Here is a 22,285-nt window from a genome sequence, read left to right as displayed (position 1 = left end):
GTCGCCGCCGACCGCTGCTCCGCATCACAGGAGAGTAAGCGACATGAGGATCAACGTATTCGTGGCACTGCTGGCCAGCGGCCTTGCCGGCTGCATGGTCGGGCCCGACTACGTGCGCCCGACGGTGGAATCGCCCACCGCATGGCGCATCGATTATCCGATGGCGGCCGACGTGGCCAACACCAGATGGTGGGAGCAGTTCGGCGACCCGGTGCTGAACGATCTGGTCGACGGCGCGCTGCGTGAGAACCTCGACGTGCGCATCGCAGCGGCGCGAGTGGATCAGTTCATCGGCGCGCTGACCGCCACCCGCTCGCAGTTGTACCCGCAGGTCGGCTATGGTGCCGAAGCCAGCCGGACGCGGGCCAGTCGTGTCGGCCAACCGCCGCTGCCGCCCGGCGCCGACCCGTATTTTTCGCTCTACGAGGCATCGCTCGGCGCGTCCTGGCAACTCGACCTGTTCGGTCGCGTGCGCCGCCTCAGCGAGGCCGCGCAGGCGCAGGTCTATGCCAGCGAACAGGCGCAACGTGGCGTCGTGCTGTCGCTGGTGACGAGCGTCGCGACCAGCTACATTTCGCTGCGCGCACTCGACCGCCAGTTGGAAATAGCACAGGCAACCGCCAGGAACTTCGGCGCCACCGCCAGGCTGTTCCACCTGCGCTTCAAGGCCGGCATCGTCGCCAGGACGGAGGTGATGCAGATCGATTCGCAGTACCAGCAGGCGCTGGCCGCGATTCCGGCGTTCGAGCAGGCGATCGCGGCGCAGGAGAACCTCATTTCGATCCTGCTCGGCCGCAACCCGGGGCCCATTGTACGGGGCAAGGCCATCGACCAGCTCGTCGCCCCCCTGATCCCGGCCGACCTTCCCTCGACACTGCTGCAACGCCGGCCCGATATCCTGCAGGCGGAGCAGAACCTGGTGGCGGCGAATGCCAACGTTGGCGCCACACGCGCACTGTACTACCCGAGCGTCTCGATCACCGGGCTGCTCGGCAGCGTCAGCACGGCCTTCAGCAGTGTCTTTACGGGCCCGGCAAGCGCCGGCCTGGTCGCTGCCGGCGTCAGCGGGCCGATTTTCACCGCCGGCGGGATCGCCGGCCAGGTCGGTTCGGCCGAGGCACAGTACCAGCAGGCGCTGCTGGCCTATCAACAGACCGTCCTCGGAGCGTTTCGCGAGACCAACGATGCGCTGACCGGGTCGCAGAAGAAGATCGAGGAAGTCGCGATGCAGAGCAAGCGGGTGGACGCCTTGCGCGAGTTCGCCCGCCTTTCGAGGCTGCGCTTCGACAAGGGCGTGGCGGCTTATCTCGATGTCCTCGTCGCCGAGAACGAGTTGTTCGCAGCCGAGCTGGCAGGGGTGCGCTTGCTGGCCGATCGGTATGCGCAACTGGTCAATGTGTACCAGGCGATGGGCGGCGGCTGGGTGGACCTTGCAGCCGCGATGGCGCCGACGGCGCAAAGCCTGACGACCGCGCAAACGCAGTAGCGGCCGTCCGCCGTCTACCTGACTGTCCCACCGCCAGCGCAGAAGTCGAGACAAACCGCAAACCGACACCTATTCGAAGGAATGACCTTGAGCCACCATCTTCGCAGCGCACCGAGACGCGCTCTCCCCGTCGCGGCGCTTGCCGCGATGTTCAGCCTGGCCCCGGCTCTCGCGCCGACGATCGCTCGGGCCGAAATCAACCTCATTGCTCCGGGCCGCACCATCGATCCTGCCGCACCGTTCAGGCTCTCGCTGATGGTGACCGGTGAGGCCGAATCGCGTTCGTATGCCCTGCCCGAGGTACTTCGCGTCAACCTGACGCCTGACCTGGGCGCCGTGGCGCGTGTGGAATTGCGCCGTGAGACGCCGGTGCCCGACCAGATCAATCTGCGCCGGGGAGAATTCCGGCGCATCGATTATGTCGGCGAGGTGCCGGCGAACCTGCGCGGCCGGATTCGCGTCGACGCCATCGACATGGATGCTCCGGCGATGCTGGTGCAGCTCTCCACGCCGATGCAGGCAGCAGCGGCAGAAGCCACGCTGCCGCCAAGCGGCGGCGGCGAACGCCTGGCACAGGCCGACGCGGCAGCGACACCCGACCGCGCGCCAGTGACGATGCTGAGCGTGCGCTCCGACAACGACCCAAACCGGCAGGATGAAGGCCGCCTGAGCTTTCACGAACCCATGTTCTTCGTTGCCGGTGCCGGCAGCGATGCCAACGCGCAGGCGCAGTTGAGCTTCAAGCTGCGCCTCTACGAACCGGCCGACAAGAACTCGCGCCGCTTCCTCGACAACCTGTACTTCGCCTATACGCAGGCGGCGTTCTGGGATCTCACTGCGGATTCAAAGCCCTTCCTCGACACCAACTACATACCCAGCTTCTTCTACTACGTCCCCAATACCGACTGGCGCGTCGGCGGCAATGCTGTGGGCATCGCGGCCGGTTACGAGCACGAATCCAACGGCAAGGACGGTGACGATTCACGCAGCATCGACACTCTGTTCGTGCGACCGTACTTCAGCTTCGGCGACACCGGCGATTTCCACTGGACCTTCTCGCCCAAGCTCTACGTCTATATCGAAAAGAGCGAGAACCCCGATATCCAGAAGTACCGTGGCTACGGCGACTTCCGCTTTACCTACGGCAAGAACGACGACTGGCAAGCGGCGTGGATCCTGCGCAAGGGAACCAAGTCCAGTGCGTTCAGCTCCGACCTGCAATTCACCTACCCGCTCAACAGGCTGTCAGCCGGCCTGTCCGGCTACCTGATGGCACAGTATTTCACCGGCTACGGCGAAACCCTGCTTGACTACAACCAGCGCGAGCCGTGGAGCGTGCGTGTCGGCTACGCCATATCTCGCTGACGGGGAAAGCCGCTCGGGCAAGGCCAGACCGCCGCAATGAGGGCATGGCGGCGGTTTTCGTCAATCAGCAGCACACCCGAAGAAGCACTCGGATCAGCGTTGGGCCATGGCCGCATCGCGCCTGGCCTTGGCGGCGGCCATGGCTTCATTCCGGGCTTCGATGATCGGCTTCATCTTGGCGTCGAAGTCGGGCTTGGTGGCCTCCGTGGCCTGCCTCCTGGCAACGCGCCCGGCGACCACCGGATCCTTGCCGCTCGCCTTGGCTTCGGCCACGGCCTTGTCTACAGCAGCCTGAACGGTAGCAGCACGTTCCGCACGGATGGGCCTGGCGGCTTCATTGAACGCATTCCGTGCAGCACGCTGCTCGTTGCGCATCACCACGATCGGGTCGCTACTGGCCTTGGCTCCGGCTGCGGCTGGGGCAGGCGCTGACGTCTGGGCATGCACAGGCCCACCCATCAGGGCAAGCGACAAGGCGGAGGCGACGATCAGATTCTTCATGGCAGTTCCTTCAACGATTGTAAGGGTAGCGGGACGGGGAAGACCGACCGCGCCAGCAGCCGCTGAGCTCGCCACAAGACGGTCGCGAAGGCAGTGTAATGGTGACAACCTTCTCTGGTCAAACACGAGCCAGACCGGCGGAGCCCCCGCACAGGCGCAAAGGATCCGCAGGATGGCAACGACGTCGCGGGGGGCGAGTGAACCGTGCCAGGGCACACACCACGCAGGCCAGTCTGTTCCGTTTGCGCCGGTCGTGAGAAGGGCATGGTCGGTGTGAACGGCCACCGCCCCGGTGTTCGAACAGCGGCTGCCCAGGTCGTTCGTCGCGGCGAGTGCCGAGACCGGAGCATGTGATGGGGCGAAGGGCTGTAGTACACTGTGCTGCGGATGATCCAACCATAGGGAACGGACGATGCCGCTTCCTCCTCTCACTCCGACATGAAATCGAGGACTCGATGATCAAGACTCTTCTTCTCGCGGCACTCGTCGTCACCACTGCACTGATCGGCGGCACCGCCCAGGCGCAGGCCGGCTCCGCAACGCTGGCCAGGATCAAGTCCGCCAAGCTCATCAACGTCGCCTATTCCCCCGATTCGCTGCCGTTCTCGTTCGTGGGCGACAACAAGGAGCCGGCCGGGTATTCGATCGACCTGTGCAGACGCGTCATTGCGCAGATTGCGCGTGCGGTCGGCGACGCGAACCTGAAGGTGAACTGGATTGCCGGTTCCGTCAGCGAACGCCTGCAGATGGTCGCCAGCGGGCGCGCAGATCTGGAGTGCGCCAACACGACGCAGACGCAGTCGCGCTTGGCAAAGGTCGACTTCTCCAATCTCATCTTCATCGATGGCGGCGGGTTTCTCGTCAAGGACGGATCGCCGATCAATCAGTTCACCGATCTGGCGGGGAAACGGATCGCGGTGCTCAAGGGAACGACCACCGAGAGCCGACTCAACGACATGCTGCGCCTGTTGCAGATCAGCGCCACTGTGGTGACCGTTGCGGATGCGACGAGCGGCCTGGCGATGCTTGAGGCGGGCGACGTCGAGACCTACGCCGGCGACAAGATCAAGCTCGTCGGCCTGGCGGTGCAGGCAAAGGAACCCGCCAAGCTGGCGTTGCTGGCGGAAGACCTGTCGATCGAACCCTACGCGATGGCCCTGCCACGCAATGACTCGGCTTTCCGTCTCGAGGTCAACAAGGCGCTGACGCAGGTCTACATGGGCGGCGACATCGAACAGATCTTTGCCCGGTGGTTGGGCAAGCTGGGGCGGCCGACCGGCTTGCTGTCGGCGATGTTCCTGCTGAGTTCGATTCCCAACTGAAGAGTCCATCCATCCGCACGGGAGAGAATGAAAATGACCCAGCTTTCGCCATGGCAGCGTTTTGCCGCCGTAATGAGTACCGCCTTCGCGCTGCTGCTGACCGGCTGCGAAACCACGCCGGCGTTCCAGGTTTCCGGGCCCGCGTGGCGTGACGGTACGGTCGAATCGATCGTTCAGGACACGGTGCAGAGCGGCAACACCACCGCCGGTACCCTCGGCGGTGCGCTGATTGGCGGCCTTCTCGGCAATCAGGTCGGCGGTGGCAGCGGTCGGACCGCGGCGACCATCATCGGTGCGGGTGGTGGCGCCTTCATCGGCAACCAGGCCGCGCAGCGCCAGACGCTCGTCTGGCGCATCGGTGTGCGCTACGACGACGGCTCTCTGGCCACGATCCAGCAGACGACGGCGCCAGCCCTGCGCATCGGCGACCGTGTTCGCGTCACGGCGAACGGCATCGAGTTGCTCAGACAGGGTCCCAACTAAGGATTTCCTTCCCGCTGCGACGGGACCGACATGAGCCCATTCCGGGCCGAGCGCCGGCGCCTTCTGCTCGGCGCGGGCGCCGCCGCCTGCGGGCTGCTCGCGGGCTGTGATCTTTCCCTGCGCGACGGAGTGTTCAATGCCTGCCTTGCCGAACTGCCGGCCGAACTGCGCGGACATCCGCTCGTCATTGCCGCATGGAACGGGCTCGACGCCGCCAAGGTCTGGGACACCCATTGCCATGTGTTCGGCAACGGCGACTCCGGCAGCGGGCTCTGGTTCGACCCGCGCATGGAGCGGATCTGGAATGTACGCGGCTACGTGCAGCGCGAGTTCTATCTCAATGCCTCTTGCGTCGACGAGCGGCCGGGCAAGGTCGACACGAGTTTCGTCGAGCGTCTGCTGGCACAATGCCGGAACATGGCGCCCGGTTTTCGTGCGCTGCTCTTCGCTTTCGACTGGGCGCGCAACGAGGCAGGCGCGCCGATGGCGGATCGCTCGACCTTTCATGTCCCGGACGACTTCGTCGCCGGTCTTGCCTTCAGCCATCCCGAGCATTTCCTTTGGGCGGCATCGATTCATCCGTACGATCCGCGCGCGCTCGACCGCCTCGACACGGCGGCGGCGCTTGGCGCGCGGGCCATCAAGTGGCTCCCTTCGGCACAGAACATCGACCCCGCAGACGCACGCTGCGACCGCTTCTACGCCCGGCTCGCCGCCTTGCGCATGCCGCTCATCACGCATGCCGGCGACGAGCGCGCGGTGCATGGCTTCGGCGAACACCTGGGCAATCCGCTGCGCCTGCGGCGACCGCTCGACGCGGGCGTGCGGGTGGTGGTCGCGCACTGTGCGTCGCTCGGCAGCGGACACATCGACGACCTGCGCTCGACGAAACTCAGCAACTTCGACCTGTTCGCGAAACTGATGGACGATACGGACTACCGCGCCAACCTGTTCGGCGATATCTCGGCAATCACGCAGGGCAACCGGATGAGCGTGGTCGCGTCGTTGCTCGAGCGTCGCGATTGGCACGAGCGTCTGCTGAACGGATCGGACTATCCCCTGCCCGGTGTCGTGCCCCTGATCTCCCTGCAGGCGCTGGTCGATTGGCAGTTGCTGGATGCAGGCGCCGTCGATGTTCTGCGTCGGCTGCGCGACATCAATGTCCTGCTCTACGATTTCGTTCTGAAGCGCAGCCTGCAGAAGGACGGCCAGGGCTTTGCGAAGCCGGTGTTCGAGACGGCGCCGTTTTTCATCCCTTCGGCATGAGTGGAGAAGCCTCCCAGCCGATCGACTGCCGTTGATACCGCCTTGTGGAGCCCACGCGAACCACCGCCCGGTCAGCGAGCTTCATTCGCTTCCTCGAGCGGAGGGGAGCCCCGATGATAGAGCGGACGCCGTTGTCACCCCTGCAGCCACTCGCCCGACTGAAACGCTGCGCGCTGCTGGCGCTGGCGCTGATGCTCGTCGGCTGCGGCTCGCTGCCGCGCAACGGGGTGCCCAGGGAGTTGATGTCGAGCGCCTCGATCCCGGGCATGCCGGACGTGCGTGCGCCTGCCGGGCTGCGAAGCCCGGTGATGGAGCGCGACGTGGTGACATCCTTTGTCCAGGAGTCAGCCAGCGACTTCCCGGCAATGGCGGACGGCACCGTACTTCATCCGCACCTTGCCCTGTCCGGTGGCGGTGCCAACGGGGCGTTTGGCGCCGGCTTTCTGAACGGCTGGTCGAGCACCGGCAAGCGGCCGACCTTCAAGGTGGTGACCGGCGTATCGACCGGTGCGCTGATGGCGCCATTCGCCTTTCTCGGGCAATCCTGGGATGAGGCCCTGCGCGAGTTCTATACCACCACGCGCTCGCGGGACATCTTCGCGCTTGGGGCGTTCCTGTCGACCGTCAGGGAGTTGTTGTTCGGCGAGAGCATCGCCGACACGAGTCCGCTCATCGCGCTGATCGAGCGGCACGTCGACGAAGCCTTGCTGCGCGAGGTCGCGCTGGCCCACCAAGGCGGCCGGCGCCTGTACATCGGGAGCGTGGATCTCGATTCGCAGCGCTTCATCATCTGGAACATGGGTCTGATCGCCAGCAGCGGCCATCCCGCTGCGCTGCCGCTCTTCCGCCGGGTCATGCTGGCTTCGGCCGCCATTCCGATCGCTTTCTCGCCGGTACTCTTCGAGGTGGAGGCCGCCGGACAGCGCCACGACGAGATGCATGTCGACGGTGGCGTGGCGGCGCAGGTATTCAGCATCGGCGGGCTGCTCAGTGCGCGCGAACTACGTCGGCAGGCCGGCCATGGGGCGCTGCGCGAGGACATCTATATCATCCACAACGGCCAGCTGGCCGCCGATCCCGCGACCACACGCCGCTCGATTCCGGACATCGCGCGACGCACCTTGCAGGCCGCCGGCAAGTCAGCCGTCGTCGGCGACCTCTTCCGCATCTACGCGCAGGCGCTGCGCGAACACTCGGGGTATCACTGGATCACCATCCCCGAAGGCATCAACCTCGCGGGCAACGAGACCTTCGATCCGCTGGTGATGCAACGGCTCTACGACATCGGTTACGCGATCGCACGTTCCGGACCGCTCTGGAACGTCGTGCCGCCGGGCGTCAGCGGCGAAACCGGAGCGATGCGGGATGGCGTCGATCAGACTGGCGCAAGGTCATCTGGTGGGCAAACACCCGCGGGCGGTGGCCGACAGCAGGGGCGGGCCGATGGCGCGGCGCAGTGAGCGTCGAACTGCCGGGTCAAGGCCCGGGATCGCGCTCACGCATCGGGTTCGTGCACACATCGGCGCCATCGCGCGGCAACGGACCGAGTGTAAACCACTCGATCGGCAGCAGAATCGGTGATGCGATCAGGCGCAGAACCGATTCGAGCAGGTCGCGCGGCTCGATGCCGAAGCGGAAGTCGGTGAGCGTTCCACTGACGCGCAACGGGGTCTGCAGGCGAAACACGGCCAAGCCCTTCCCACGCGGGCGAAAGACGAATGCCAGCTGGTCCCGGGCCAGGTTGGCGCTGCCCGTACCGCGAACGCGCACCCGCGTCGTATCGATGATGATCCTGTCGTCGCTGAGCCTGCCATCCTTGAGGTCGAAGCGCCCAACGACACAGTTGAGAACCGCGTCGCCGCCCGGATCGATCAGGGGCACCACCGTCAGCAACAGATTCACCGACCACAGGCTGAAGACGCCGCTTTGCAGCGCAGTCGGCCAAACGGCGAAATCGACCTGGCCGTCGGCGTGGTGCATGATCGTAGCCAGCGACGGGGCTCTGCCGGCAAGAGCCAGGTTCAGGCTGACGAGTCCTCTGAGGTTGTCCGCCCGCCCGAGGCGGCGAGCGATGATGCCGTAGTCGAAGCGCTCGACATAGGCGCCGGCGGCGAGCGCGACATCGGATTGGCTCGGGTCGTACTCGGCGGCGAGCCGCAGGGTTCCCCCTGGGATGTTGACCTCGGCCGGGCCAATGAAGACGCGCCCGTCGACGACCTGGACGCGCAGGGATCCGTCGGCCAGCCGGTCGTCCCCGGCCAGCACCTCCTGCACTTCGACAGCGATGTGGGAATCGAAGCGGCGCAGGAACCCGGCACCGAGCAGTCGCTCGCTGCGCACGACGACCGTGCCTGCCGACCGGCGCAGGCGTTCGGCAGCGCTGACAGGTGGCGACGGATCGGCCACGCGCTCCGGCAGAGGGAAGTCGTCGAGTTGGATGCTCGGGGCGCTCAGCCGCAGGTCGAGCCGTGGCCGTGGCCGGCTCATGTCCAGCGTGCCACTGCCCTTGAGGCGGCTCTCGCCGACTCGCAGCTGGAGTCCCGGCACCTCGTAGCCGCTCGCCGTCATGTGCAGCGGGCCGCGCAGCGACCAGGGACCCCACGCCGGGAGTTCGACGCGCGCCAGTCCGCTGAGCATATCCAGCCGTTCGCCGCTCATCTCGAGGTTGAGCTGACCGGTGCGCCCGAGCGGCAGCGCCACCTCGCCGTCGAGTGTCAGCCTTGCTCCAGCCGCCTGCGCAGCCAGCGCGAAGGGCAGATGCGTCGCATCACGCAGCAGGTCCGCGAGCGTCCCGGTGCTCAAGGTTAGGTCGAACGCGGTCTGCTCGAGCGTTCCGTCGAGACGCAGCCGGATCGGCTCGTTCGGTTGGACCGCGATCGCTGCCTCACCGACGCGGAAATCGACGAGCGAGCGCTGCAGGGTGCCGAGGACGCTGATGTGGCCGCCGACCACGCGCACCTCGAATGCCGACAGGCTGGCGAGCTCGCGCAGGGTGTTGCCGCGCCCGCGCAGGCTGATCTGCAACCTTTCCGCACGCCCGGCGGTGTCCTCGGCGGCGCCCAGGTCACGCAGCAGGGCGCCGAGGTCGACTTCGCCGGTGGCCAGTTCGAACCGGGCTTCAGGCCGCCCGCCGCGCAGGTCGAGTGCGACGAGCCCGCTGAACGGCTCGCCGGCGACCTTGCCGGCGAAGGTCGAGGGCAGCAGACCGCCGGCGCGGACGCGGCCGGCGAAGCGGACGTCCAGCAGATCGGTGCGGCCGAGAATGACGCGCTGCAGCGCCAGATCGAGGTCGATGTCAGCCAGATCGACGGCGTCGGGAAAAAGCGGCGCGTCGTGGCTGCGGGCGGTGCCGACGCGCAGCGTCGCGAGTTGCGGAACATCGATCAGCCGACTGCGCACCGCGGCGACGACGACCGGCTGGCCGTCGCCACGGGTACGCCGGGCGTCTACCGTCAGCTCGCTGCGGCCGAGCCTGAGCGTCGTCTGCTCGAGGGACCACGCGTCACTGGCGATCCGCATGCGCCCGCGCAGGGCGAGGGGCAGCCTTGATTGCGGCGCGACGCCCAGCCAGCGCGCCAGCTCACCGGTACGGCGGGCCTGCAGGGCGAAGTCAAGAGCCGTTTCGTGCTTCGCCACGGGGTGCGCGAGCATGCCCTCGATGCGCAGCTTCGCCGGCGCCGCGGCGATCTCGAGTTCGACCGGCATGGCCAGCCCGCGCAGCATGTCGGGCAGCGTGCCGCCGTGCAGCGAGAGTTTCAACGGCTCGGCCAGCAGCGTCGCGCGCCCACTGCCACGCAATCGTTGCCCACGGGGCAGGGCAAGTTCGAGTGTTTCGAGCGTGCTGACGAGCGGACGACCGTCGGCCCGGTTGCCACTGCTCACGCGGGCGTCCCGCGCCGCCAGCGACAGCTCCAGGTCACTCAACAGTGCGCCGGCCGTCTCGCCACGGCCGCCGAGGCGCAGCTCGATCTGCCCGAGCCTGCCTGCGCCATCGGCAGCACCGGTCATCTGCCGCACGAGGCCGTCGAGCGCGACATCCTGCGCTGCGAAGCGCAGCGCCAGCGTCGGCGTCGGTGCCGCCGTATCGAGGTCGACGCGACCGGAGAACGGGATGCCGGCCAGCGTCGCGCTGATCGGCATCCGCACGCCAGTAACGTCGGCACGCAGGTCGAACTTCGCGTCGTCAACATCGACCGGCAGGCCGCGCCACTCGCCGATGTGCAGGTCGAGGCCGATGTCGAGGGGCACGAGGTCGCGCAGCAGCATCTGCCCTTGCTGCGCGACCGCATCGGGGGCATCGTCCGGTGCATCCTGACGGCTCGCGTAGAACGGGCGCAGGTCGAGGGCGGCAATGCTCAGCGCCCCGCTGAGTCGCGGTCGGGCGCCACCAAAGGCGAGCCTGAGCTGCCCGGCAAGTTCGTTCGTCGCGGCGGCGGCGCGCGACTCATCGCCGGCAGCAGCCGGGGCAAGCGCGGCGGCATCAGGGCCGAAGGCGAAGCGCGCCTCGCCCTTGCTCGCGTCGACGGCACCGCTGGCATGCAGCCGCGCGCCCGGAGCTTCGATGTCAAGGATGAAGGGCCACGGCTCCGCCGCTTCCCGGATCAGGCGCAACGGCCCACCCTCGGCGGTGAGCGCGAACGGAAACTGCGTGCCCATGCGGCCACGCATCGTCAGGTGCAATGTTTCGTTCGACCCTCCGCTCACCAGCAGTTCGTCGAGATCAAGGGCGTGGTGTGTCGCCGAGCGCGCATCGCGGTAGTCGACGGCAAGCCCGTGCAGGGCAATCTGCCCGACCTCGATCCGGCCCGATGAGGAAGCCGCAGCATCCCTTCGTTCCAGGTCCCAGTTGCTGCGCCCGTCGCTTGCCCGTTCGAGCGACAGGCGAACGGTGCTGGCCTCGAGGCTGCGCAGGTGCAGCTCACCAGACAGGGCGTCGAGCAGATCGATGCGGACGCGCGCATCGGCCAGAGCAAGAAACTCCCGCGCCGTAAAACGGGGCGGGTTGTGGATTCGCACCGCGCCGACGCGCAGCTCCGCCATGCGGCCCAGCGACAGCTCGAGGGGCCCCGCCAGGAAGACCGGGCGTCCGAGGGCGATCGAAGCCCGCTCTGCTGCCCAGTCGCGCCAGCGCGAAGCGTCGATCGTCGCTCCGGTGATGAGCAACGCGACGATGGCGAAGAGCGCCGCGGCGAAGGGGAGAGCGACCAGCGCCGTGAGCGCGACGGGAAACCAGCGCCAGCGGCTCATCGAAACCGGCGCGCCGCATGCCGATGCAGGACGCGCCCGGGAAAGAGAAGGATTTTCAACCCGGCAACCAAAGACAACCCAGAGTGAGCCGAAGTATCGTTGCCTTGCATGCCACGGTCAATGCCTGCATTCCGCTGGGGAGAACGTGCAGGACCGCGCATCCTGCCCCTGTCGCCAGCGGCCGTGAGTTGCTCCTGCCCGCCCGTCGGGTGGCACGACCGGCTTGCCCGCCAGGCAAGCGGGCAGCGAAGGGGACTGGATCCGGCGCCAGCCGCCCTCGCTCGGCGATCCGGCCTAGCCCAGTTCGACGGGAATGAAGATCCTGGCGTTGCCGCGGTCGACCAGGACAGCGATGCGCTTGCCGGCCTTGTTGATCAGGTCGCGCAACTGTTCCGTACTGGAAATCGCCTCGCCGTTGACCGCGACGACGATGTCACCCGGCTTGATGCCTGCCCTGGCGGCTGCTCCGGTGACGTTCTGCACGACGACACCGTTGCTGACATCGGAGCGCCGCTGCTCGTCCGGGGTGAGCGGACGCACCGCCACACCGAGGCGTCCCTTGCCGGCGTCAGGGGTGCCGTTGCTGGCCACCTGCTCATCGGCGAACTTGCCCACCTCGACATCGAACGGACGCGTTTCGCCCTTGCGCCACACCTGCAGCTTCGCCTGCTCACCGGGCTTCATCGACGAGACGATCGCCGGCAGCTCATTCGAGGAACCAATCTCCTTGCCGTTGATCGCCAGGATGACGTCGCCTGGCTCGAGACCGGCCTTCGCGGCTGGGCTTCCCTTTTCCACCGACCCGACGAGGGCTCCGGCGGGTTTCTTGAGCCCGAAGGAGTCGGCAAGCGACTGATTCACCTCCTGGATCGCGACGCCAAGCCGGCCGCGCTGTACCTTGCCGTGGGTGAGGATCTGTCGTTCGACGTTCATCGCAACCTCGATGGGGATCGCGAACGAAAGCCCCTGATAGCCGCCACTGCGCGAATAGATCTGCGAGTTGATGCCGATCACCTCACCCGCCATGTTGAACAGGGGTCCACCCGAGTTGCCGGGATTGACCGCGACGTCGCTCTGGATGAAGGGAACGTAGCTGCCGTCGGGGAGGGACCGCGAGGTGGCCGAGACGATGCCGGCACTGGCGCTGCTCTCGAAGCCGAAGGGCGAGCCGATGGCGAGGACCCATTCGCCGACGCGGGTGTTGCTGGCGGAGCCGATCCGGACTGCCGGCAGATCCTTGGCGTCGATCTTGAGGACGGCGACGTCGCTGGCAGCATCGAGGCCAAGCACCTTGGCCTTGAATTCGCGCTTGTCGGTCAGCTTGACGATGACCTCCTCGGCGCCATCGACGACGTGGGCATTGGTGAGAATCGTGCCATCCGGACTGACGATGAAGCCCGATCCCAGACCGCGAGCCGGTGCATCGCCCCGGTTCTGCGGAGCGCCAAAGCGGCGGAGGAAGTCCGGGATCGACTCGTCATCGTCCAGTTGCGGTGATCCGTGTCCGCGCGAGCCCGCCTTGCCCGTGCCCGATACACTGATATTGACCACGGACGGACTGTTGCGCGCAACGATGCCGCTCATGTCCGGCAATGCGGCGCCCGCCGCTGCGACCGCCGGGGTCATCGTGGGAGGAAGAGTGACTTGCGGTGCAGGCGACTGCGACGCGGGGGCGTCGGCGTGGCCGAAAGTGTAGGCGCCGGTCAGCGCCGCCGCGACCGCGGCTGCGCCCGCGGTCAGTTTGAGCTTGTTCGAGTTCATGGCGTTCTCCTGGGTGAGTTCCGGGCAGGCAAGATGCCCACCGACGGGAGAAGCATGCCCCGGCAAGACTTAAGGCCGACTTAACCCATGTTCAACAGCCCATCCGGCGACTCAAGGAGGAGGCCATGGCTGCGCTTTCGTTGCTGGCGATCTTCCCGGCCAGCCGGTTGCCCAACTGCAGGCCTGGCGAGATCCGGGCGAAACCGCAGCTACCCGGGGTGAAGCGCGAGGAGGCGCGGGCAGGAGAGTGAAGGGGAAGCACACGCTGTCTCCGGCGGATGGTTCGCGTGCCGGTGGCGCTGGTGAAAGTTGCGATGGGCGACGACGGGCACCTGCGCGGTTGGCTCCACGCGGGTGTCGTCCTCGGGGGGATCGGCGCCGGTCATGCTCCCGTGGCGGTCGCCCCTGTGGTCGGCGACCTTGCTGCGAAGACTCCGGTGGTGCTCGCCAGCCGTGCAATGACCGCCCACGTGTTGACGCAGACCTCGGCCATCCGGGCGCCGAGATCGACCTGATCAGGCGCCGGGCCGTCCCCTGCCGGGATCTCTCGGGCCTCGAGGCGCTGCTGGAGATCGTCCTGCGGTCCGCGAAGGGTGCCGCCAGGATTTCCGCGGCGTTCGCGCCCCATCGCTGGATGCCGGGGACATTCCCCGGGCTTGTCGGATCCGGAGCATCTTCGTACCCGTTCCCTGACTTGAATGAGCTCGGGAAGGGCAGAACGCGTGCGGCGCTCCGTTGGGTTTCTCCTGTCTCTCGGCGCCGGCCGTGCAGGCTCGGACCGGCATCGGTCTTCTCCCTGGTGACGCGTGACTTGCCGCGAGCCCCTTGCATGACCGGCGTCCCGCCGGGCTCCCTGTGGCTTCGTCGCGGCTGCCGTCAGCCGGAGCTCTTTTCGATTGACTGCCGGCTCTGCGACCAGCCATACTTTCTCGCGCAGGTTTGAGTTTTCCTTCCATCCAACATGGCGTGCTGCAAGGCCGATGCCAGGAAACATTTCAAGGCGAGAGTATGCTGGGAACTGTCGGACGAATCCTGAAGTGGCTGCTGCTGTTGATCCTTGTGGTGAGTGTGGCGCTGCTGGCCTTGCGCTCGTTTCGTGTGCTCGGCGGCCCGCCGTTGCAACCATGGCATACCTTCGTGCCAACGGAACTTTCGGCGGAGCAGCTCGACGCTGCCGACTGGACTCGCTACCTGGCACAGGAGGACGAAATCTTGGCCAGCGTACGCGGCGAGGTCAGCCAGAAACTGGCGAACGACCAGCGCGTGCCGATCAATCGCTACTTCGAGGCGAGTCCGGTATATCCCGCGCGCTTTGCGCAGGACTGGAACCGCTCGTACGTCATGGAACCCGAAGGCAAACCGCTTGGCGTGGTCGTCCTGCTGCATGGTCTGACCGATTCGCCATATAGCCTGCGGCATGTCGCGAGACATTATCGTGCCCACGGATTCGTCGCCATCGGCCTCCGTTTGCCAGCCCACGGCACTGTGCCTGCCGGCCTGACCAACATCCGCTGGGAAGACTGGATGGCGGCAACCCGCCTTGCCATACGCGAAGCACGTCGGCGAGTGCCTGCTCCGGCGCCTCTGCATCTGGTGGGGTTCTCGAACGGCGGCGCGCTGGCCATGAAGTACTCGCTCGATGCCTTGGAAGATCCGCGACTCGCGCGCGCCGAGCGCATCGTCCTGTTCACGCCGATGATCGGCATCACCCGTTTTGCCCGCTTCGCCGGTCTGGCCAGCCTGCCCGCGCTGCTGCCGCCATTTGCCAATGCCGCCTGGCTGAGCGTCGTTCCGGAGTTCAATCCGTTCAAGTACAACTCGTTTCCGGTCAACGGCGCGCGCCAGTCATTCCGCCTCACCGACTCGCTGCAGGCGCAGATCCAGCGCCTTGCTCGAGCTGACAAGCTCGGCGCCCTGCCGCCCGTGCTGACGTTCCAGTCGGCGATCGATTTCACCGTCAGCACACCGGCGATCCTGACGGCACTCTACGCGCATCTGCCGGACAACGGCAGCGAGATCGTTCTCTTCGACGTGAATCGGACGCTCAAGTTCGCCCCGCTGCTGCGCCCTTCTTCCTACGTCGCAGTCGACCGCCTCGCCCCCACGACACCAGTAAGCTATCGTTTCACCACCATCGCCAACGCGAGCGACGACAGCGACATGACGGTCGAGCGAAGCATCGCGCCCGGCCAGTTGCAACCCGTTGTGCGCCCCCTGAACCTGCCATACCCGCCGGGAATCTTTTCGCTGTCGCATCTCTCGATCCCGATCCCGATGGATGATCCACTGTACGGAATGCATCCCGACCCGAAGACAAAGGACGATTACGGGTACAACCTGGGCGCCATGGATGCCCGCGGTGAACGTGGCGCACTGATCGTCGACCAGGACTTTCTGACACGGCTGTCATCAAATCCATTCTTTCCATACCTGCTCGAACGAATCGACGGCGAAATCGAGCGCCCGTCGGGCCCGTCGGGGCTCAACATTGCCACGCCGGCGCAAGCGGGACTGCCGGTCAGATTCGAAGCCGTGTTTTCCACACTGCTGCCGTCCGATGAAGAGTTGCAGCCATTCTCGGGACCCTGAAGGCAGCCATCGGCCTGCGGCCAGCATGCCAGGCGCGTCGCCCGGAGGTCGTCGCCAAGGTCGCGCCGCGGCGTCGCCATCACCGCCGCTCCAGGGAATTCTCGCCTCGTCATCGAGCGGCCAGCCGGGAGCGTGCTGGCTGGCAGCTTGGCCAGGACCGTGACATTCTCCTGGCCTCGCGGTCAGCGAGGCTGCTGGCGACGCGCGTGCATGACTGAACCGATGGTCGCCCGGCCGGTGCAGGAGTACCGCAATGCGAAAGCCTCGCTCGCCTTGCCGCGTTTCGTTCGCCGTGACGCATGACACCCTGTTGCCACCGTGCAACGGTAGACCCGACGGGCAGCGAAGTCGCGGGCAGGCGACGCACCACCCCATCCACATCCACGCTATGCTGCGGCCAATCCGGTGAACTTTCTTAGCGAGGGTCGTATGAACGTTTCGTCTTGGCGCGTTGCGATGGTGGTGCTGCTGGGTGCGCTGCCCGTGGCGGCTGGCCCGGCGCGGGCCGGTGCCTATGTCGACCCAGTCACGGATGCTCCCCCGACGCAGGGGCGCGGAGCCACAGCCTGGCAACCCTTCGTTTCAGTCACGCCGCTCTACCAGGGGAGCGCAGACCTCGACAACGGGGGTGACTTCACGGTCGGCGGCGCAGTCGTGAGGGGCGGCGCTTCCTACGACTTTGGCGGCGGCACGCGGGCAGGCGTGACGCTCAACTACGACTATCTCGACTATTCCTTCTCGGGCGCAAGGTCATGGGGCGGCAGTTCACCCTGGGGCGTCGTCCAGCGTTATGGTGTAAGCCTGCCGGTGTCCTTCGCGGTCGGCGATGGCTGGCGACTGGCGGTAGCGCCCTCGGTCGACTGGTTCAGGGAAAACGGTGCGAGCACGGGCGACTCGCTCGTCTGGGGTGCCCTCTTCTCTGGCACCAGACGGTTCGCTGATGGCAATCTCATCGGTCTGGGAATTGGCGTATACGACGGGATCGAGAAGACCAGCGTGTACCCGTTTCTGCTCGTCGATTGGCGCCTCGGTGAGCGCTGGCGCCTGATCAACCCCCTGGCGAGCGGGCCGACCGGCCCCGCCGGCATCGAACTCGACTACCAGTTCGATGGCGGTTGGACCGCGGGCGTCGGTGTGTCCTACCGGGCCATGCGCTTTCGTCTGAGTGACGATGGTCCGACACCGGACGGGGTTGGCGAGGAGCGCGGGGTGCCGATATTCCTCCGGGTCTCGCGCCAGTTCACCGACCAGATGGCGCTGCATCTCTACGGCGGCATCGTGGTGGCCGGGCAACTCCGGGTGGAAAATTCATCCGGCAACCTGTTGCGCAAGGACGATTTCGATCCGGCGCCCCTTTTCGGCGCCACCTTCATCGGGCGGTTCTGAACTCGGCGAGCGGGCCGGCCGGCTCCCTCGCCCGAAGCCCCCGCATCGGCGTCTTGCCAAGCAGCCAGCGCGGGACAGCGGCGCACGGGGCTTTGCCCAAACGTGCTTTCGCTACTCGCTGCGCAATGCCGGCAACTGGCCGGGATTCTGCACACGCGGGCACCACTTCGAGCGCCCGCGAGCCTGACCTCGCGGCCTGCACCGGTCCACTCCATCGACGGTCTCTCGTAGCCGGCCGCCTGAAGGCGCAATCTCGCTCCGGCCACGGCGAAGCTCCGCTCGACAACGACCGGCGCCTTCGCTTCATTTCCGCCATTTGGCGCTGACGGCGCCGGTCAAGGCGCCACGGCGCTGCTCACGGTTGCTCATCGGCAAAGCGATGTCATGCCAAGGCAGTGAGCTCCGGGGGCGCTGGCGAATCGGTCGCCGAGCCCTTGGCCGAAACTTGCTGCGCGACTCGACCCAGGGCACAATGCAGCAGGCGGCATCTTGCAACTCCAGCGGTTTTTGAAAGGTGGTTCTTGATGAGCAATTTCTGGGATTTCATGTGGCTGATCGCCTCGGCGTTCCTGTTCGTGGGATATCTGCTGATCCTGTTCCGCATCGTTTCCGATCTCTTCACGGACAGCGAACTCGGGGGTGGCTCCAAGGCCTTGTGGCTCATCTGCCTGCTCTTTCTGCCCATGTTGACCGCACTGGTGTACGTGATCACTCGCGGCAAAGGCATGGCCGCGAGGCAACGCGCCTCGTATGAGCATTCGCGATCCGAGGCGGAGTCCTACATCAGGCGGGTGGCCGGAAGGTCGCCCGCCGAACAGATCGCCGACGCCAAGGCGCTGCTGGACGCCGGTACGATCACTCCGGAAGAGTTTTCCAAACTGAAGGCCAAGGCCCTCGCCTGATCCCGATTTGTCGAGCCGTGGCAGCGAGCCATTCGCGCTCCAGCCCCCTACCACTCACCCACTTTGGAGCAAGTCCATGAAAAACAATTCATTCTTCCACGCGACCCTGGGCGCAGCCGCGCTCGCACTCGGCCTCGGCTCGACGCTGGCCGAAGCTCAGTCGCGCGTGCAGTACGGGCGCGTGACCAACGTCGTGGCGACGACCGTCACCGACACGACTGCCCAGAACGTCGGCACCATCGTTGGCGGCGGCATTGGCCTGTTGACCGGCAGCGGGCAGTCCGGCAGCAATCGCGCCCTGCGCACCATCGGCGGCGCAGCCGCCGGGCGAGGGGTTGGCCATCTGGCCGGCCGCTCGCAGTCCTTCGAGTACACGGTACTGACCACCGGCGGCGCGACGGTGCGCATCGTTTCCGACCAGGCGGGCAAGGTCGTCGGGGATTGTGTGGCCGTCGAACAGGGCCAGTTCAACAACATCCGGCTCGTCTCCGACGACCGCTGCGCCCCCACGCGCACCGCACAGCCGACCGTTGCGGCAACAGCGGCTGCCGACGTGCAGGCTGCCAATGCCTGCGACCAGGCCAAACAGCAAGCCCTGAATGCCGAAACCGACGAGGCATTCACCCTTGCCGAGCGCCGCATTCGCCTGTTGTGCGGCGAGTGATGGTGACCAGACCACAGGCTGGCGGCTCGCGTCGGCAGCGGTGGTGGTACCGCGAGTCCTGGCGTCCGGGTCTTGCCGGGCTGCCTCGACGCTCAACACGGGCGCAATGATGCGGCGGCAGGGCATCACGAAGCGACGACATGGATGCCGCAGCGAACGCAAGGGATGGCGTTGCCGGCGGGTCGACATTGCCGGTTCTTTCGCTGGCTGCCGGCCCCGGAATTCCAGCACAAATGCGCACCCGACCACGCCGCAGGTGGCGCGTGCCGTTGCAGGGTTTTCTTGATCGGGGATGAACCGGACATGTTGAAGTTCGCCGCTGCACTCGGGGTCTCCCTCGCCTGCTCACTGCCTGCCACGGCAGCGGAGGCATCGCTGATCTGTTTCGGCAATGAGCCTTCGTGGAGCCTGTCGTTTGCCCCACATGGCACGGCACGGCTGGAGTTTGCCGATCAAGGGCCCATCGAGTACCGCGGCAGTGAGACGCGTCCGGAGATACCGACGGAACGTGCATGGCGCGGCAGGCCGACCAGCGGCCGAACTGGTGAACTGGTGGCCTTCCTCACCGGTGCAACCTGCAGCGATGGCATGTCCGAGGTGCAGCACCCCATCACCGGGCGCGTGTCGCTGCCCGATGGACGTCTGCTCGTCGGCTGTTGCCGGGTCCCGGCTGCGACCGGGACGCCGCCGCCGGCCATGACCATCGAGGGTCCGACGTGGCGCCTCTCCGCCATCGCCAGCAGAGAGCCCGGCACCACCGGCCAGACCGGGCAGCCGGTGACGGCTCGCTTCGAGGCCGGGCGAGTCGTCGGGTTTTCCGGTTGCAACCAGTTTTTTGGCGGCTACACGATCGCAGGCGACCGCATCACCTTCGCCCCGCTGGCCGGGACCATGATGGCCTGCCCGCCTTCGGCAATGGCACTCGAGAAGGCGGTTCTGGCCGCTCTCGCCGGCACCGTTCGCTACGCGGTCGATGGCGACCGGCTGACGCTCACTCCGGCAGCGTCTGCGGCGCTCGCTTTTCAGGCCGAACCTCCGCCAACCCTGACAGGCGTCGTCTGGCATGTCACCGGTTTCAACAACGGCCGGGACGCGGTGGTGGGGCCCCTGGCCGGTACCGATCTGACGCTGTCCTTCGACGCTGGAATGATACAGGGGCACGCCGGCTGCAACAGCTTCCGCGCGCCTTACTCGAGTGACGGTGCGCGGATGACCGTCGGGCCGGCGATGACGACGAGCAAGGCCTGCGCCGGCGAAGGCGTGATGCAGCAGGAACGCGAGTTCCTGGCGGCGCTGGCAACGGCAACTGTGTGGAGCGTGCGCGGCGGCATGCTCGATGTGCATCGCGCAGACGGGCAGCGTGTGCTCAACGCCAACGCAGAAGCCAGGTAAGGCAAGCCCTGCCAACGACTCGCCACGGTACGCCGCAAGCGCAGATGAAGGGTCAGCCGACCTGCCGGCACGCACCGGATCGACCGCCGGCTGCGCGCCGCCGCGCGACGTCGCGGCATTCCTGCTGGCACTGGTGCCGCGCCCCTTGGTTTGTGCCGGACTTCGCAGTCCCGCCAGGATTCGACACTGCTACAACGGAGGAGATGAAATGCGTTACGTCTATATCGGACTGGTCGTGGTTGCCACCGCCATCGTACTGCTCTTCAAGGTCCAGAACCTCAACGCGGTCACGGTGTCACTGCTGGGAATGAGTGCGACCGTCCCGGTCTTTCTCCTGGTCATCGGCGTCTACCTTCTCGGCATGCTGACGGGCAGTTCCCTCGTGACCCTGCTGCGCGACTGGATTCGCCACGCCAGAGGAGGCGACTGACTCTGCCTGACAGGCTGCGCGTAGCGCCTCACCAGCGGCAGCGCCCTCGGCGCACGGGGAGCCCTGCGGTCGCGCGCCCTGTGAACTCTCGGCAAGGCGCGGGCTCGCCATCAGCGCCGTCGGACGACGTCCGGACACTGGGCGGCTAATCCAGAATCGCAGCCAGAGCCCAGACGTAGAGCGCTCCGACCGACAACTGCAGCGCCGCGATCGGCAGCCCGATACGCAGGAACTGGGCGAAGCTCACACGCTGGCCATTTGCCCCGCAGATGCCGACGGCGACGACGTTGGCGGCGGCGCCGATGAGCGTGGCGTTGCCGCCGAGGGTGCCGCCGAACATCATCGCGACGAATACCGGCAGCGTTGTCGATGGCCAATTGACGAAACCCGGGGCCAACGCGATCTCAGGGGCGGCACCCGCCGCCACCAGGTAACCGGTGACCATGACCAGAGCCGCAGCGACAACGGGGATGTTGGCCAGCAGGCTGGACAGCACCCCGATGCCGGCGAGCAATACGAAGGCCACCGGCATCAGGTCGGCGCCGAGCCACTGGTAGACCTGGATCGACAGCCCCTGCAGCAACTCGGTCTTGATGAACGCCTGGACCAGCGCGAAGATGGCGCCGAGAAACAGGATCGTCTTCCAGTCCACGTCGCGGATCACCTCGCCGACCGGCTCGACGCGCACGCCATAGACCAGGAGCAGCGCCAGCGCCGCGCCGATGATCGCGACCTGTGGCGGGACGATGCGCGTCGGCAGGTACTCGCCAAGCATGAACAGGGTCACCATGAGCAGCAGCACGAGCAGTGACAATACCAGGAAACCAGGACGTTCCAGGGGAGCGGGTGGGCGGGCCTCCGGCAGGGCCACCCGCGCCGCCCAGACCTTCGGCAACAGTAGTGGCAGCAGCGGCACGATCGCGAGCACGGCCAGCAGACCGCCCAGGCTGACCTGCCGCAAATAATCGGGAAACGACAACCCTATCGCGCTGCCCACCAGAAAGGTGGCGGGGTCACCCACCAGCGTCAGCATCCCGGCGGCGTTACTGACGATCGCCGTGATGATCAGGGGCCCGACGAAGTCGACCTGGAGCGCCCGGCAGACGTTGACGATGACCGGCGCCACCAGGATGACCGCGGTGGCGTTCGGCAGGACCGCGCAGATGGGCGCGACCATCGCGACGATCAGCAGCAGCAGCCGCTTGCCGCTGCCGCCGCTGGCGCGCAGGAAGATGTCGCCGATCCGCTCGAAGATCCCCGTCTTGCCGATCACCCGCGCCACCACCATGCCACCGAAGAGCAACGACAGCGGCCCACCGGCGGTGTGCACGATCGGCATCAGGTCGCTGCCGTCGAGGATCCCGAACGCGATCAGCGTACTCACCCCGAGCAGGGCAGCGACCACCATGTCCACAAGATCGAAGGCGATGCAGATGATGACCGCGGCAAAGACAGCGATCGTGAGGTTGATCTGGAAGTCTGTCATCCGGG

General features: G+C 66.6%; 17 protein-coding genes. 13 read left to right on the top strand and 4 right to left on the bottom strand.

All coding sequences use genetic code 11. The annotated features are described in order from the left end of the window. The first annotated feature begins 43 nt into the window (after positions 1-43). Both HT579_02320 and HT579_02315 read left to right on the top strand, forming a co-directional pair. Positions 44-1,486, top strand: a complete 1,443-nt coding sequence (locus HT579_02320; GenBank protein ID QKS27891.1) for an efflux transporter outer membrane subunit — start codon at positions 44-46, stop codon at positions 1,484-1,486. Between the two features lie 87 nt (positions 1,487-1,573). Beyond that, positions 1,574-2,851, top strand: coding sequence for a phospholipase A (locus HT579_02315; protein ID QKS27890.1), 1,278 nt, complete (start codon positions 1,574-1,576; stop codon positions 2,849-2,851). A 93-nt stretch (positions 2,852-2,944) separates the two neighbouring features. On the opposite strand, the gene HT579_02310 is transcribed toward HT579_02315, so the two are convergent. After that, the gene (locus HT579_02310) at positions 2,945-3,352 is read right to left on the bottom strand and encodes a hypothetical protein (protein QKS27889.1); all 408 of its coding nucleotides are present in this window, start codon (positions 3,350-3,352) and stop codon (positions 2,945-2,947) included. 353 nt (positions 3,353-3,705) lie between these two features. Between HT579_02310 and HT579_02305 the strand changes: the two genes are divergently transcribed. The 4 genes from HT579_02305 (at position 3,706) to HT579_02290 (ending at position 7,883) form a co-directional block, all read left to right on the top strand. Continuing rightward, positions 3,706-4,674 carry an amino acid ABC transporter substrate-binding protein gene (locus HT579_02305; GenBank protein ID QKS27888.1) on the top strand — a complete coding sequence of 323 codons (969 nt, stop codon included), beginning with the start codon at positions 3,706-3,708 and terminating at the stop codon, positions 4,672-4,674. Positions 4,675-4,701: 27 nt separating this feature from the next. Then, positions 4,702-5,157, top strand: coding sequence for a glycine zipper 2TM domain-containing protein (locus tag HT579_02300; GenBank protein ID QKS27887.1), 456 nt, complete (start codon positions 4,702-4,704; stop codon positions 5,155-5,157). A 30-nt stretch (positions 5,158-5,187) separates the two neighbouring features. Then, the gene (locus tag HT579_02295) at positions 5,188-6,423 is read left to right on the top strand and encodes an amidohydrolase (GenBank protein ID QKS27886.1); all 1,236 of its coding nucleotides are present in this window, start codon (positions 5,188-5,190) and stop codon (positions 6,421-6,423) included. A gap of 242 nt (positions 6,424-6,665) precedes the next feature. Further along, the gene (locus HT579_02290; protein ID QKS31448.1) at positions 6,666-7,883 is read left to right on the top strand and encodes a patatin-like phospholipase family protein; all 1,218 of its coding nucleotides are present in this window, start codon (positions 6,666-6,668) and stop codon (positions 7,881-7,883) included. Between the two features lie 16 nt (positions 7,884-7,899). On the opposite strand, the gene HT579_02285 is transcribed toward HT579_02290, so the two are convergent. Together HT579_02285 and HT579_02280 are read right to left on the bottom strand one after the other, a co-directional pair. Beyond that, entirely contained in the window at positions 7,900-11,670 is a 3,771-nt protein-coding gene (locus HT579_02285; GenBank protein ID QKS27885.1) for a hypothetical protein, read from the bottom strand. 294 nt (positions 11,671-11,964) lie between these two features. Continuing rightward, positions 11,965-13,431, bottom strand: a complete 1,467-nt coding sequence (locus tag HT579_02280; protein QKS27884.1) for a DegQ family serine endoprotease — start codon at positions 13,429-13,431, stop codon at positions 11,965-11,967. A gap of 302 nt (positions 13,432-13,733) precedes the next feature. On the opposite strand from HT579_02280, the gene HT579_02275 reads away from it, so the two are divergent. The 7 genes from HT579_02275 (at position 13,734) to HT579_02245 (ending at position 20,794) form a co-directional block, all read left to right on the top strand. After that, positions 13,734-13,946 (top strand): hypothetical protein, encoded by a 213-nt coding sequence (locus HT579_02275; protein ID QKS27883.1) that lies wholly within the window; start codon positions 13,734-13,736, stop codon positions 13,944-13,946. Between the two features lie 493 nt (positions 13,947-14,439). Further along, positions 14,440-16,020, top strand: coding sequence for an alpha/beta hydrolase (locus tag HT579_02270; GenBank protein QKS27882.1), 1,581 nt, complete (start codon positions 14,440-14,442; stop codon positions 16,018-16,020). Between the two features lie 456 nt (positions 16,021-16,476). Next, the gene (locus HT579_02265) at positions 16,477-17,406 is read left to right on the top strand and encodes a hypothetical protein (GenBank protein QKS27881.1); all 930 of its coding nucleotides are present in this window, start codon (positions 16,477-16,479) and stop codon (positions 17,404-17,406) included. A 524-nt stretch (positions 17,407-17,930) separates the two neighbouring features. Then, entirely contained in the window at positions 17,931-18,308 is a 378-nt protein-coding gene (locus tag HT579_02260) for an SHOCT domain-containing protein (protein QKS27880.1), read from the top strand. A gap of 76 nt (positions 18,309-18,384) precedes the next feature. Beyond that, a complete protein-coding gene (locus tag HT579_02255) occupies positions 18,385-18,972 on the top strand; it encodes a hypothetical protein (protein QKS27879.1) in 588 nt (195 codons plus the stop codon). A gap of 303 nt (positions 18,973-19,275) precedes the next feature. Further along, a complete protein-coding gene (locus HT579_02250) occupies positions 19,276-20,364 on the top strand; it encodes an META domain-containing protein (protein QKS27878.1) in 1,089 nt (362 codons plus the stop codon). Positions 20,365-20,572: 208 nt separating this feature from the next. Continuing rightward, positions 20,573-20,794, top strand: a complete 222-nt coding sequence (locus HT579_02245; GenBank protein QKS27877.1) for a DUF1049 domain-containing protein — start codon at positions 20,573-20,575, stop codon at positions 20,792-20,794. A 145-nt stretch (positions 20,795-20,939) separates the two neighbouring features. Here HT579_02245 and HT579_02240 read toward each other — a convergent pair whose 3' ends face one another. After that, positions 20,940-22,280, bottom strand: a complete 1,341-nt coding sequence (locus tag HT579_02240; protein ID QKS27876.1) for a citrate transporter — start codon at positions 22,278-22,280, stop codon at positions 20,940-20,942. Positions 22,281-22,285: the final 5 nt, after the last annotated feature.

Source organism: Candidatus Accumulibacter similis (assembly GCA_013347225.1).
GTDB classification, from domain to species: domain Bacteria; phylum Pseudomonadota; class Gammaproteobacteria; order Burkholderiales; family Rhodocyclaceae; genus Accumulibacter; species Accumulibacter similis.
Note: the sequence above shows the minus strand (reverse complement) of the source record. Positions and strands in the feature narration are given on the sequence as shown.

Bases quoted from the DNA above. Each gene is read 5' to 3' on its own strand.
- HT579_02320 (QKS27891.1), top strand. From the start codon at position 44: ATGAGGATCAACGTATTCGTGGCACTGCTGGCCAGCGGCCTTGCCGGC.
- HT579_02310 (QKS27889.1), bottom strand. From the start codon at position 3,352: ATGAAGAATCTGATCGTCGCCTCCGCCTTGTCGCTTGCCCTGATGGGT.
- HT579_02305 (QKS27888.1), top strand. From the start codon at position 3,706: ATGGGGCGAAGGGCTGTAGTACACTGTGCTGCGGATGATCCAACCATA.
- HT579_02300 (QKS27887.1), top strand. From the start codon at position 4,702: ATGAAAATGACCCAGCTTTCGCCATGGCAGCGTTTTGCCGCCGTAATG.
- HT579_02295 (QKS27886.1), top strand. From the start codon at position 5,188: ATGAGCCCATTCCGGGCCGAGCGCCGGCGCCTTCTGCTCGGCGCGGGC.
- HT579_02290 (QKS31448.1), top strand. From the start codon at position 6,666: ATGTCGAGCGCCTCGATCCCGGGCATGCCGGACGTGCGTGCGCCTGCC.
- HT579_02285 (QKS27885.1), bottom strand. From the start codon at position 11,670: ATGAGCCGCTGGCGCTGGTTTCCCGTCGCGCTCACGGCGCTGGTCGCT.
- HT579_02280 (QKS27884.1), bottom strand. From the start codon at position 13,431: ATGAACTCGAACAAGCTCAAACTGACCGCGGGCGCAGCCGCGGTCGCG.
- HT579_02270 (QKS27882.1), top strand. From the start codon at position 14,440: ATGCTGGGAACTGTCGGACGAATCCTGAAGTGGCTGCTGCTGTTGATC.
- HT579_02265 (QKS27881.1), top strand. From the start codon at position 16,477: ATGGTGGTGCTGCTGGGTGCGCTGCCCGTGGCGGCTGGCCCGGCGCGG.
- HT579_02260 (QKS27880.1), top strand. From the start codon at position 17,931: ATGAGCAATTTCTGGGATTTCATGTGGCTGATCGCCTCGGCGTTCCTG.
- HT579_02255 (QKS27879.1), top strand. From the start codon at position 18,385: ATGAAAAACAATTCATTCTTCCACGCGACCCTGGGCGCAGCCGCGCTC.
- HT579_02250 (QKS27878.1), top strand. From the start codon at position 19,276: ATGTTGAAGTTCGCCGCTGCACTCGGGGTCTCCCTCGCCTGCTCACTG.
- HT579_02245 (QKS27877.1), top strand. From the start codon at position 20,573: ATGCGTTACGTCTATATCGGACTGGTCGTGGTTGCCACCGCCATCGTA.
- HT579_02240 (QKS27876.1), bottom strand. From the start codon at position 22,280: ATGACAGACTTCCAGATCAACCTCACGATCGCTGTCTTTGCCGCGGTC.